A 12,893-nucleotide genomic window follows, 5' to 3' on the forward strand; every position below is an offset into this window, starting at 1 on the left:
GGCTCCCGTTACGCGCTTTGCAACTGACTGCCCACGGGCAAATGGCGCAGCCGTTTTCCGGTTGCCGCATAGATGGCGTTGGCAATCGCGGGCATGGCCGCCGCCGTGCCCGGCTCGCCGATTCCACCCGGCGCTTCGCCGCTCCTGACGATGTGCACCTCGATATCCGGCGTCTCGTTGATGCGCAGTATCCGGTAGTCGGTGAAATTGTTCTGCTGCACGCGACCGCGTTCGATCGTGATTTCGCTATACAGTGCGGCCGTAATCGCGAAAATCACGCCGCCCTGAATCTGGGCTTCCACGGTATTCGGATTGACCACCATGCCGCAATCGACAGCGCACACGACGCGGTTCACTCTCACCTCGCCACGCTCCACGCTCACGTCCGCCACCATCGAAAAGAAGCTGCCGAACGCGTGCATCACCGAAACGCCGCGCCCCTGACCGCTGGGCAAGGTGGCGCCCCAACCGGCGGCCTGCGCGGCGACGTTCAGCACGTTCAGCGCTCGCGGCGACTTGCCGAGCAGATCGCGCCGGTATTTCACGGGATCGATCTTCGCCTGCGCCGCAAGTTCGTCGATAAAACTTTCGACCACGAACGTGCCGCGCGTCGGACCCACGCCGCGCCAGAATGCCGTTGGTATGGCATGCGGCTCCTCGCGGACATAATCGACCAGCTGGTTCGGCAAGTCGTACGGAAGGCTGGCGGCAACCTCCACCGCGTCCGGATCGACACCGTTCTTGACGAACGCCGGCGCGAATCGCGCGATGATGGACGACCCGACGATGCGGTGCTGCCAGGCAAGCGGCTTGCCGTTCGCGTCGAGCCCCGCCGAAATCTTGTCGTAGTAGTACGGCCGGTACATGTCGTGCTGGATGTCTTCCTCGCGCGTCCACGTCACCTTGACCGGCACGTTCAGCTGCTTCGCCACCTTCACGGCCTGCGTGATCGCATCCACTTCGAGCCGTCTGCCGAATCCGCCGCCCAGCAGGTGGTTATGCACGACTACACGCTCCGCCGGCAGACCCGTTACTGCGACGGCGGTATCGACAGCGCGAGTGGGCACCTGCGTACCGACCCAGATATCGCAGCCATCCGGCTTGACGTGCACCGTGCAGTTGATCGGCTCCATCGTCGCGTGCGCGAGAAAGGGCTGCTGATAGATCGCATCCACGCGCGTTTTCGCATTTGAAAATGCACTGCCTACGTCGCCGTCCTTGCGCGCGACCGCACCCTTGCGTTCGGACGCGGCCGCCAGATCGTCGACGATCGTTTTCATCGACACCGTTGCGCCCGCACCTTCGTTCCACACGATTTTCAACGCTGCCGCGCCGCGCTTCGCAGCCCACGTGTGATCGCCGACCACCGCCACACCGTTATCGATTTTCACGACCTGGCGTACGCCCGGAATTTTTTTCGCGGCGGTGTCGTCGACACTCGCCAACGTTCCGCCAAACACCGGGCAATTGACGATCGCGGCATACACCATGTCGGGCAGACGGACATCGAGCCCGAACAGCGCGCTGCCGTCCACTTTCTCCGGCGAATCCAGCCGTTTCGCCGACGTGCCGATCAGTTTGAAGTCTTTGGGATCTTTCAGGGCCGCGTTTTGCGGCGCGGGCAGCTTCGCCGCGATATCGACCAGCTCTCCATAGCCGACGCTACGCCCGCTCGCCGCATGAATCACGTGTGCGTTGTCGGCATGACAGGTGGCCGGATCGACTTGCCACTGCTGCGCGGCGGCATTGACGAGCAGCATGCGCGCGGTTGCGCCCGCGCGCCGCATCGGCTCCCACGCATAGCGGATCGAGGTCGAACCGCCCGTGAGTTGACCGCCGAGCAGCGGGTCCGTGAAGAGCTTTTCGTTCGGCGGGGCGTGATCGACGGTGACGGTGTCGAGCGGCACTTCGAGTTCTTCTGCGATGAGCATCGGGATCGACGTGTACACGCCCTGCCCCATTTCGACTTTCGGAATGACCAGCGTGACCTTGCCGTTCCGGTCGATCTGCACGAACGCGTTCGGCGCGAATACGCCATCCTGCGGCGTCTCGATTCCGTCGCCGCCAATCACGGTTTTGCGTATGTCGCCTTGTGCGCCCTGACTGCGAGCCGTCACGCTGAAGCCGATCAGCAGACCGCCGCCGGACACCGCCGCGACACTCACGCCGAACTTCAGAAAGGTGCGCCGCGACAGCCCCGTGGCAGCCGTGCCGGGTTGCTTGCCGTTCTGTGCATCGAGCAATCCCTGCGACATGTCACACCTCCTTCGCGGCCTGCCTGATCGCAGCGCGAATGCGGTTGTACGTGCCGCAGCGGCAGATGTTGCCCGCCATTGCCGCGTCGATATCGGCGTCGCTCGGATTCGGATTCTGCGTCAGCAGCGACGCTGCCTGCATCACCTGACCGGACTGGCAGTAGCCGCACTGCACCACGTCGATCTGGCGCCAGACGGCCTGCACTTTCTTGCCGGCCGGTGTGTCGCCGATACCTTCGATCGTGGTGAGCGATCTGTCGCCCACCGCGGCGACCGGCAGCACGCACGAACGCACCGCGACGCCGTCGAGATGAACTGTGCAGGCTCCGCACTGTGCGATGCCGCAGCCGAATTTCGTTCCGGTGAGCCCGACCAGATCGCGCAGTACCCATAGAACCGGCATGTCGGGTGGCGCGTCGACGGTGTGCGGCTGACCGTTGATGTTGAGTGTGGTCATGAATCCTCCGACGCGATGTGCCGATCGCGCAGAATGAGACGGATCGCCGCCCGCTGCGAAAGCCATGGCGTGCCGTCCACTCTGCGCGATCGGGTACTTCGCTGCCTGAATGCAAAGAGCCCGTTATCAAAGATCGACCGGTCAGCCGGCCAGCGCTTTGAGTAAAGCGTCGGCGATCGCATGATCCGAGCGCGGATTCTGGCCCGTAATGAGTTCGCGATCTTGCGTCACGTGTGGCTCGAACACTTGCGTATTGCTGGTCACGATGCCGCCTGCGGCCTGAAGCGCGTCGCCCACGTAGAACTTCATTTTTCCGTGCAGCAACTGATCTTCGGCAATCTTCTCTTCGTCATTGGAGAAGATCGTCATCTGATAGCCCGCGTATTGCCAGCCCTTGCCGGCTGTCTTGGCCGCCGTCATGTCGTCACGTTCCAATGCGGCGCGGAACGCCGTCATCTCGGGCACCGAGGCAATCAACGTAATGGGACCGTGACACAGCAGTGCAGTGGGCAGGCCCTTTTCGTGGAAATGACGCAGAATCGTGCCGACATCGGCGTTCTGCGAAATGTCGATGATCGGCGCGTGACCACCGGGAACGAACATGGCGGCATATTTATCCAGCCCTTCTTCCACAACCGAACTCAGCGTGCGCGGCTTGACGATGGCCGGATAGGTATTGAAGAACTCGAGTGCGGTCTGGAATGCTTTTTCGTCGTTGTTGAAATGCGATGCACTGACCGACACTTCGTCGAGAATCGGCCTCGCACCGGAAGGCGTCGCCAGCACGATCTCGTATCCGGCATTCACCAGCGCCATGACCGGCACCACCATCTCGTTGAGATACGTACCGATGGCGGCCGACTTGCCGTCCCGAAGCTCCAGCTTGTCGCCATTCGATCCCACTACCAAAACCGTTCCCTTACTCATAACGCCTCCGTTGGGCCCCGTCAGGAGCGATGACTCATGGGTGAATGCCGCGATCGCCGCTCGCACGAAGCCGTGCGAGGCTGCACGACCAGCCGGCGCACTGGTTCACATCGAATAATCCTGTTCAGCCGGGAACGCCGCGTCCGGTGAGTGACGCGTGCCCGTTCTCACATCTGGCGCATGACCATCAGGCGCAATTCGGTCATGTCCTCGATCGCGTAGCGGACGCCTTCGCGGCCAATGCCCGAGTCTTTCACGCCGCCATACGGCATGTTGTCGACACGGAACGACGAGACGTCGTTGATGACCACGCCGCCGACATCCAGTTCGTCCCATGACTGGTGAGCATGCATCAGCGAATCGGTGAATATGCCGGCTTGCAGACCGAAATCGCTGTCGTTGACTGTCGTCAGCGCTTTGTTGAAATCGTCGAACATCTCGAGAATCGCAATCGGGCCAAATGCTTCCTTGCGATAGAGATCGGTGTCGTGGCCGACGTTCTCGAGCAGCGTGGCCTCGAACATCGCGCCTTCCACCTTGCCGCCCGCGATGATCTTCGCGCCCGCCTTGACTGCCGCATCCATCCAGCCGGATAGCCGGCGCGATTCCGATTCGGAAATCATCGGCCCGACAAACGTGCTCTCGTCTTTCGGATCGCCCATCTTCAACGACTTGGTCTTGACGATCAGCTTCTCGCGCAATTCGTCGTACACGGACGAATGCACGAGAATCCGCTGTACGCCGATACAACTCTGCCCCGACTGATAGAACGCACCGAAGGCGATGCGGTCGACCACGTAGTCGAGTTTGTCGCGCTGATCGCTATCCACGATCACTGCGGCATTACCGCCCAGTTCGAGCACGACTTTCTTTTTCCCCGATCGTGCCTTCAGATCCCAGCCGACGGCAGGCGAGCCCGTGAACGACATCAGCTTGAAGCGATCGTCGGTCGTGAAGAGGTCCGCGCCGTCACGGTGTGCAGGCAAAATCGAAAAGGCCCCTTTCGGCAGGTCCGTTTCCGCCAGTACTTCACCGATGATCAACGCGCCGATCGGCGTGCGGCTCGCGGGCTTCAATACGAAGGGCACACCGGCGGCGAGTGCGGGTGCCACTTTATGAGCGGCGAGGTTGAGCGGAAAATTGAATGGCGAGATGAATGAACAGGGGCCGATGGGAACGCGCTTCACGTAGGCGTGGTAACCCTTTGCGCGCTGCGATATCTCCAGATTCAGAATTTCACCGCCAATGCGCACGGATTCTTCCGCGGCCACCTTGAACGTGTCGATCAGACGCGATACTTCGCCGCGCGAATCCTTGATCGGTTTGCCTGCCTCGATGCATAAGGCCATCGCCATTTCTTCGGCACGCTCGCCGAAGCGTTTGACGCAATGCTCCAGCACGGCCTGGCGTTTATACGGCGGAAAAACGCGCATCGCGGGCATCGCAGCCACGGCGAAGCCGATCGCCTGGTCGATGGCCTTGGCGTCGGCTAGCGCGACACGCGTCGCAACTTCACCGCTGTACTTGTCCGTGACGTCGAGATCCGTATTCGCGGCGACGGCCTCGTTAGCGATGTAATACGGATAGCTCTTTTGCAGCATGACAGGTTCTCCTTGATTTGACCTCGGGCGCGAATGGGCGTCTCTTCCGGCAAATGGCTAGCTGAATGGCGGACCCATTGCGCGATGAATCCACCGTGCCTCTCTCTACGGAAGGCAAACGGAATGCGGTCACACACGGATCGAGAATAGTCGGCGGACTGCCGGGAGTCTTTCCTGAAGCGACTGAAACTATCCGGTAAACACGACGTCATCCTTTTGTTCGGGATGCACGTCTGCCGTATTAGCGAACGGTCTTGTCTGGCGTCAGCACGATGGTGCAGGTCATGCCCATCGCGAGATGAACGCCGGGCGGCACACGGTCGAGGTGGATTCGCACCGGCACACGTTGGGCGAGGCGTACCCACGTGAAGATCGGATCGACATTCGCCAGCAGTTCGCCGGAGCCCGTGGGATTGTCGCGATCGACGATGCCGCTTGCGATGCTGTCCACGTGACCGCCGATATCGACATTCCCGCCGAGCAGCCGTACCGCGGCATGATCGCCGACATGGACCCGCTGAATTTTTGTCTCTTCGAAATACCCGTAGACCCAGAACGAGTTCGAATCGATCATCGCCATGCGCGCCACGCCGGCGGTCGCGAAGTCGCCGGGATAGAGATTCAGATTGGTGATGTAACCGTCAGTGGGTGCATGGACCTCGCTTCTCACGAGGTCCAGATGTGCCACGTCTGCTCGCACGAGCGAAGCCTTGAGGCTTGCCTGAGCCGCCGCATACGCCGCGCGCGCCGCATCCAGCGCCGATTGCGACTGGCGCGATTGCAGGTTGTAGTCGGAGCGTATTTCCTCCGAGACCACATCGCCAGCGAGCTTTTCGCGGCGCGTCGCCTGGTCCTTGCGCATCTTCGATTCGAACAGACTCGCGTTCATCACCGACTCGGCCTGCAGCAATTGCGCCCGCGCCCGCGCCGAGTCCGCATCCGCCTGGTCCACTGCGTACCTGAACCGGTCGGGATCGATGACGTACAGCACGTCGCCCTTGCGCACCCACTGATTGTCTTTGACGCGCACTTCCTTGACGAGCCCGGACACGTCGGCCGACAGATTGATGACGTTGGCCCGCACGCGACCGTCCCGCGTCCACGGCGAGTACATGTATCGCTGCCAGATTGCGTACGTCAATCCGAGGGCGACAGCGAGCACCAGCAGCGTTACGGCAATCCGAATGAAAGGCTGCTTGTTCATCTTCCGCCCCGTTGGCTCAGTCCACTCTACGTTGCACAGCCGGCAATCAGGTTTTCTGGACGATCAGCGCGGCGGTGCTGAACAAGGCAGCAAATAGCGCGACTCTGAAAAGGCCCGGGTGCCAGGCGAATCGATATATGCCCAACTTCGCGAGCAGCAGATCGAGCACGATGAACAGCAACACGCTCGCCACCAGAACGAGCAGCAGGACGGGGGCGAAGAAACCGAACAGTTCTATTTCAACGGGCATGGTCTTCACCTGAAATGGATGTTCGAGGGCGTGCGTCGTTACAGCGTTCCTCCCGAGTCGATTCAACCCATCCGTGCTTTGCGCCCCACTATGCCAGGCATGTTACAGCGATCCGACCCGACGCTCTTTCGACTACGCACTGTGATTTGCGAAGTGAAACTAACACTGCTCACGTTGCGAAAAAGAGGGTTATTGATTGGCAACGCAGCTACCACGCGTAGCTATCCAGCGTTTCGAAACCCCACTGGAGGTTGCCATGACGATGCCGTTGATTTCACTCCCTTGCGCTCGTGCCGTCCTGTTCGTCACGTTGACGGCGGCATCCACCGTCGCGTTCTGCCAATCCGGTTCGACGGTTTCCCGCGCCGAAGTGAAGGCCGAGCTTCGGCAACTGGAAGCAGCCGGTTACAACCCCGCCATTAGCGAAGACGCCGATTATCCCAACGACATTCAGGCCGCCGAGGCGCGTGTCTCGGCCACGGCAGGCAACCATGCCGCGAGTCGAAGCACGCCGGATTCGACCGGCTCGTCGCTTTCCACAGGACATGCGCTCTGAAGCGTGTCCACGTGGCCCGATTCGTAGGGAGGATGAATTGAAACGGCTCGCTTTATATGCGCTGACTACTGCACTAACTACTGCACTAACTGCCGCGTTGGTGGTCCGCGCACTGCCGGCGTTCGCGCAAGCGTCGAATGGTCCGCTTAGCCGCGAACAGGTATTGCGGGACCTCTGCGATCTCGAAGGCGTGGGCTATCGTCCCGCACAGGCGTCGAGCCTGCATTTTCCCGACGACATCGAAGCAGCCGAGCAACGCCTCGCGTCGCAGAAGCGTCAGCGCGCATCCGGCGACGGTAGCCGTTCGGCGCCGCAGCTCGAGTCGAAATCACATGTGCCGGCAGCGTGTGCCGCGCTGGCTGATCCGCCGTCCCCGCGCTGAATCGCCACGCGGGGCGCTATTGCATCGGTAACGGCGGGCGATCCGGAAAGACAGCCAGATGCAAGGTCGCGACAATGCAGTCGTGAACTGCTTCCATGCGAAGTCGTTCTGACCGACCGCAACGGGCCGCCCGAGTGAAGCGCGCGGCTCGCCGTTGCGGCGACAACCGCTGGAGGTTCACCATGAAGCGTCTTTCTATTGCGGGCATGCTCGCTGCGGCGAGTTTATCCGTCATGCCGTCCGCTTTCGCGAGCGGATACGGCCCTGCGCCCTTCTATCGGCCCGATGTGGGCGCACCCATCTCGCAGCGCGGCCTGAGTGCGGAAAACGAGCGAAGCGACTATCGGGCCGAGGGAATGACGGATGTCGGTGGTGCCTATCCGCCGGGTTCCGAGTTGGGCGAGCGCAGTGCTTCACCCCTGAAATTCTGGCGTCACCGCACTGCTGCCCCGACGTCGGCCGGGCAGGAAGTACCATAAAGCACCGAGTATTTGCAGCGCGATGAGACCAGCCCACACCGCCTGATGGGCCGCAGCCGGGTAATGTCCCTCGCTGACCGGCCAATGAGAAAGCGCTGCGCCGACCGCGATCTGCGTGACGAAGATCCCCACGAAAATCACGAGCGTGAACGTGGTATTCACGCGGCCGATCAGTCGAGCGGGAAAATGCTCGGCCAGTACCGCATAAGTGAGAATGCCGGTGCCGCCGAGCGCCCCGTAAGCCACCCACAACACAGGCTCGGGAAGAGGAATGCGCGCCGCCAGTAAAGCCTGAACGACCACGAAGGCCAGCATGGTGACACCGGAGAAGCTCTGAACCCGGATGCCGCGCCGCTCGAATGCCCGCGCCAGTGCGCCAAAACAGACGTTGCCGACAATGAAGGCACCGCCCAGCATCGAGATCAGCGAGCCGATACGCGCCGCGCCCGAGGTCGAACCGAGCGGCACCAGGTCGCGCAGGAATGCTCCCACCCACAACGATTGCATCGCATAGAACACGGCCTGAGTGAGCGCGGAGAAAGTTGCCAGTTTCCAGAATGCACGGCTGCGAAGAATGTGCAGCGTGCCTTTGAACTGGTCGGCGAAACTCGCAGCCGACGCTTTCGTTTCGCTGGACGGCGCGCCCAGCCAGATAATCGCGGCCACGCATGCCGTCAAAACAGCCAGTCCGACGCTGACGGTCCGCCATTGCGCGACGGTGAGCAGCAGAGAAAGCGGCGCACCCACGGCAACTCCACCGAGGCCGCCCACGGCCATCACGATACCGTTGACCAGGGTGAGTTGCTGAACCGGGAAATGTTGGGCCGTCGCCTTGAAGGCGCCGCCAAGACACACCGAGCCACCGATGCCGATCAACAGACGACCCGCCAGCATGCCGCCCATGCTGTGCGAGAGCGAGAACAGCAGCGATCCCGCGGCGGCGAACAGCAGGACGCCCGCCGTCACGCGACGCGCGCCATAGCGGTCGAGCAGCACGCCCGCGGGAATCTGCGCACCCGCGAAGCCGAGGAAATAAATACTCGTCAGCGTGCCGAGGTTAGGCGCGGTCAATCCCAGTTCGCGAGACAGAAACGGAGCGAAACCCAGGTTGACACCGCGAAACAGGAAGGAAATGAAGTAGCCGAGCGCGAAGACGGCCAGTACGCGCAATCTGAGTGCGGTCATATGCTGGCAAACACGGGTGCGAGAAGGTCTTTTTGGAGCGTCGATTATTTCTTATGACGCCGCTTCATGCCAGCGAGAGAATTAAGCGGCAATTGTGAGTAGAATTTGACTTCATGCCACGCTCCATTCCTCCCCTTCAGGCGCTGCGAGCGCTCGAAGCCGCCGCCAGAAGGCGCAGCTTCAGCCGCGCCGCAGAAGAATTGCATTTGACGCACAGCGCCGTCAGCCATCATTTGCGCGCGCTCGAAGCCGATCTCGGCGTCGAACTGTTCAAGCGCGTCGGCAGCCGCATGATTCCCACTGCGGCCGGCGCGCAGCTCGCCGACCGCGTCCGCCGCAATCTCGACGACCTGCGCGATGCACTCGACGCCACGCGTCCCGGCATGAACGGCGTGACGCGGCTCGAAGTCAGCGTCATGTCCGATCTCGCTTCGATGTGGCTGATTCCCCGTCTCGGCGATTTTTACGAACGCTATCCCGAGGTCGATCTCTCGCTGCACATGCATGCGGCCGTGTCGGCGCCCGATCCTTATCCGTTCGACGTCGGCATCTGGCATCGCCGTGTCGACGAACCCGGCTTCCAGATTCGCAAGCTGCTCGACGATCAGGTGGTTGCCGTGTGCAGTCCGGCGCTGCTCGCGCGCTATCCGGACTTCGAACTGAAAGAACTCGCGAGCATGCCGCTGCTGCGCTTTTCGCGCCGTGGCTGGCGTGACTTCTTCGAAGCGGCCGGCGTGGATGGATCGGAGCCGCTACGGGGTCCGATATTCGACGACGCCGGCCTGATGCTGCAGGCCACCGTCGCGGGGCAAGGCGTGGCGACCGCGCGCTTGCAACTCGCGCGCGATCTGATCGAGCGGGGTGAACTAGTGCAGTTGGGCCAGGTTCGTATTCCGGCCTCGTTCGAATATTTCTTTACCTGGCGCGACGGCCATCCACGTGAAGACGCCATCATGCAGTTCTATCGCTGGATAAAAACCCAGCTCGGCAAATAGCCGGAACGCACGGAGAATTTCCCGTTTCAGTGCCGCCGCGCAACGCCACGACTATTCGTCTTTATAGGCCACATATCGACGAAGCGGAACGATGACGACACCGCTCAGATTGCGGCTGACGCTCGGCTCGCTCGGCGTCGTGTCATGCGCGGCGCAGGCGTCCACGGCCGATGCGAGAACCATCGCGCCGACATTGCGGGGAGCCGGGCGCGCCGGACGCGGGCGGAAAATTGCGTCGCCGGGAAAAATGGCCGCACCGCTCATCGCGCATCGTCCGGACACACGCGCTTTCGCGGACACCCATAATTGTTCGCGATAGCAGCACTTGGTCGAATCGCGCCAGTCGAGCGTGACCGTGAGCGCGGTAGGCCGCTCGACCACTCGCACGGAGGGTTCGCGTTTCGAATCGCTGCTCTCCGGAAAGGCCCGGCGTCTCACAGCAAAGTCGAAAGCCTCTTCGGTTGAAATCGGCGAACCGGCGGGCAGCGATAAAAGATTGATCGTCCGGGTCCACGGATCGACGAGGGTCGTATCTAGCCGCATTTGCGCCTCCATTCGGCACTAACACTTTCACACCTGCGGACAGCAAACGCGCAAGCCGCCGGCACCTGTATCAACAGACTGGACGCCGCATCCGGATCGATGTGAATGCGACGGGACCAAGATATCGCCGCTTGGGCGGCCGAACCAGCCCTACAAAAGGTTGCGGGTCGTCAAAGAATCCTGTCCGGCCCTATACCTTCGTTTGGGGTGCCGGGCGAGTCGTGGTCCCGGAGATCATCCATTCCGGGCATTGAATGGGAATGACGCAGACCCGATCAGCCGGGAGACGCGGATACGCCGCATTGGCAAGGCGAACCGGACTCCGGACACGCCACGCAATGCGCTGCATTTCACGAGCGGCTTATACACGGGTATAGGGTGTTCCTGGTGCCCTATGCCCGGACCATACCCCGGTACGATGTTCGTGAACGGCGAGCCGCGCTAGTGTGCTGCTATCGGAAGCGTAGAGCGAACGCAGCACCAACGTGACCCGGATGCCGACCCAACGTTTTTATGCAGCGGTGCCGGCATGTCGAGGTGATTTCTTCAATCAAACCAGGGTGTGCGCGGCAACACCGCTCGCACGCCACACAGCAAGGTGATTGCGATGGACGCCAATGCGCTTGATCTGTCACGGTTCCAGTTTGCTATCACGGTTTCTTTCCACATCATTTTCCCTGCGCTCAGTATCGGACTCGCGAGTTTTCTGGCCGTCCTTGAAGGCTGTTATCTGAAAACCGGCAAGCCGCATTACAAGGAACTCTGCCTCTACTGGGCGAAAATCTTCGCTGTCGGTTTCGGCATGGGTGTCGTATCCGGCGTGGTGATGGCTTATCAGTTCGGCACGAACTGGTCAGGGTTCTCGAAGTTCGCCGGGCCGATCACGGGTCCGCTCCTCACTTATGAAGTCATGACCGCGTTTTTTCTCGAAGCGGGGTTTCTCGGCATCATGCTGTTCGGTTGGGAAAAAGTCGGACCCAAAGGACATTTCGCGGCCACGGTACTCGTCGCCATCGGCACGCTGATCTCGACCTTCTGGATACTCTCGTCGAATAGCTGGATGCAAACGCCGCAAGGCTTCCGCGTTGAAAACGGTCATGTGGTTCCGGTCGACTGGTGGGCCGTCATTTTCAATCCGTCGTTCCCGTATCGCCTCGCGCACATGACCATGGCCGCGTTTATCGTCGCGGCGCTCATCGTGGCCGGGACCGGCGCGTGGCATCTGCTGCGCGGGCGCCGCGATCCGGAAGTCAGGACGATGTACTCGATGGCGCTATGGCTGCTGCTGGTTCTCGCGCCGATTCAGGCATTCGTCGGCGATCAGCACGGCCTGAATACGCGCCACTATCAGCCGGCCAAGATCGCGGCCATCGAAGGTTTGTGGGAAACGGAAAAAGGCGGCACGTCACTCAACCTGATCGGCTTTCCCGACATGCAGGCCGAAGAAACGCGTTACGCCATCAAGATTCCCCATCTCGGCAGTCTTATCCTGACTCATAGCTGGGATGGCGAAATCCGCGGTCTGAAAGAGTTTCCCAAAGAAGACCGGCCGAATTCGTCGCTGATCTTCTGGACCTTCCGGATCATGGCCGGCCTCGGCGTACTGATGATTCTCACCGCCATTGCCGGCGTGCTGTTACGGCGCGGCGGACGGCTCTTCGAATTTCGTCCTTACAACTGGCTCACTGTTCTCATGGGACCCATGGGCATCGTTTCGCTCATCGCCGGCTGGATCACAACGGAAGCCGGACGCCAGCCGTGGGTCGTGTATGGCGTATTGCGAACCCGAGATGCCGTGTCGCCCATCACGGCGCAAAGCGCGGGTGTCTCGCTGCTGATCTTCGTGGTGGTGTATTGCCTCGTGTTCGGCACGGGCATTTACTACATCCTCAAGCTCATCCATGCGGGACCAGGCCAGGCGGCGAATCACGAGGATGTCGCAACGTCGCCTCATCCCGAGGACGCGACCGGCCGACGCCCGCTCGCCGCTGCCACGGCAACCGCGCCCGCTACCGCCGCCGCTACCGAATAAGCGCCCGCATACCGAGCCTTTCGAGGC

General features: G+C 61.5%; 12 protein-coding genes. 4 read left to right on the plus strand and 8 right to left on the minus strand.

Features of this window, described 5'->3' with window-relative positions:
* Window positions 1-8: 8 nt before the first annotated feature.
* From P3T18_RS21610 to P3T18_RS21635, 6 genes are all read right to left on the minus strand, one after another.
* Window positions 9-2,255: a molybdopterin cofactor-binding domain-containing protein gene (locus P3T18_RS21610; RefSeq protein ID WP_429302004.1), complete on the minus strand. Its 2,247-nt coding sequence runs from the start codon at window positions 2,253-2,255 to the stop codon at window positions 9-11.
* A 1-nt stretch (window position 2,256) separates the two neighbouring features.
* Window positions 2,257-2,712: a (2Fe-2S)-binding protein gene (locus P3T18_RS21615; protein ID WP_429302005.1), complete on the minus strand. Its 456-nt coding sequence runs from the start codon at window positions 2,710-2,712 to the stop codon at window positions 2,257-2,259.
* 141 nt (window positions 2,713-2,853) lie between these two features.
* A complete protein-coding gene (locus P3T18_RS21620) occupies window positions 2,854-3,639 on the minus strand; it encodes a type 1 glutamine amidotransferase domain-containing protein (protein ID WP_429302006.1) in 786 nt (261 codons plus the stop codon).
* A gap of 167 nt (window positions 3,640-3,806) precedes the next feature.
* Window positions 3,807-5,240, minus strand: coding sequence for an aldehyde dehydrogenase family protein (locus P3T18_RS21625; RefSeq protein WP_429302007.1), 1,434 nt, complete (start codon window positions 5,238-5,240; stop codon window positions 3,807-3,809).
* Between the two features lie 241 nt (window positions 5,241-5,481).
* A complete protein-coding gene (locus tag P3T18_RS21630) occupies window positions 5,482-6,444 on the minus strand; it encodes a biotin/lipoyl-binding protein (protein ID WP_429302008.1) in 963 nt (320 codons plus the stop codon).
* Between the two features lie 46 nt (window positions 6,445-6,490).
* On the minus strand, window positions 6,491-6,694 hold the full coding sequence (locus P3T18_RS21635) for a DUF1656 domain-containing protein (RefSeq protein ID WP_429302009.1): 204 nt from the start codon (window positions 6,692-6,694) through the stop codon (window positions 6,491-6,493).
* A gap of 256 nt (window positions 6,695-6,950) precedes the next feature.
* On the opposite strand from P3T18_RS21635, the gene P3T18_RS21640 reads away from it, so the two are divergent.
* A complete protein-coding gene (locus P3T18_RS21640; protein ID WP_429302010.1) occupies window positions 6,951-7,250 on the plus strand; it encodes a DUF4148 domain-containing protein in 300 nt (99 codons plus the stop codon).
* Window positions 7,251-7,287: 37 nt separating this feature from the next.
* On the plus strand, window positions 7,288-7,632 hold the full coding sequence (locus tag P3T18_RS21645; RefSeq protein ID WP_429302011.1) for a DUF4148 domain-containing protein: 345 nt from the start codon (window positions 7,288-7,290) through the stop codon (window positions 7,630-7,632).
* 413 nt (window positions 7,633-8,045) lie between these two features.
* Here P3T18_RS21645 and P3T18_RS21650 read toward each other — a convergent pair whose 3' ends face one another.
* Complete coding sequence (locus P3T18_RS21650) at window positions 8,046-9,296, minus strand: MFS transporter (RefSeq protein WP_429302012.1); 1,251 nt, start codon at window positions 9,294-9,296, stop codon at window positions 8,046-8,048.
* A 113-nt stretch (window positions 9,297-9,409) separates the two neighbouring features.
* On the opposite strand from P3T18_RS21650, the gene P3T18_RS21655 reads away from it, so the two are divergent.
* Window positions 9,410-10,291, plus strand: a complete 882-nt coding sequence (locus P3T18_RS21655; RefSeq protein ID WP_429302013.1) for a LysR substrate-binding domain-containing protein — start codon at window positions 9,410-9,412, stop codon at window positions 10,289-10,291.
* A gap of 51 nt (window positions 10,292-10,342) precedes the next feature.
* On the opposite strand, the gene P3T18_RS21660 is transcribed toward P3T18_RS21655, so the two are convergent.
* The gene (locus tag P3T18_RS21660) at window positions 10,343-10,834 is read right to left on the minus strand and encodes a DUF3331 domain-containing protein (RefSeq protein ID WP_429302014.1); all 492 of its coding nucleotides are present in this window, start codon (window positions 10,832-10,834) and stop codon (window positions 10,343-10,345) included.
* Between the two features lie 607 nt (window positions 10,835-11,441).
* On the opposite strand from P3T18_RS21660, the gene P3T18_RS21665 reads away from it, so the two are divergent.
* Window positions 11,442-12,866, plus strand: a complete 1,425-nt coding sequence (locus P3T18_RS21665; protein WP_429302015.1) for a cytochrome ubiquinol oxidase subunit I — start codon at window positions 11,442-11,444, stop codon at window positions 12,864-12,866.
* The last annotated feature ends 27 nt before the right edge of the window (window positions 12,867-12,893 follow it).

The organism is Paraburkholderia sp. GAS199 (assembly GCF_050436585.1).
Taxonomy (GTDB): Bacteria; Pseudomonadota; Gammaproteobacteria; order Burkholderiales; family Burkholderiaceae; genus Paraburkholderia.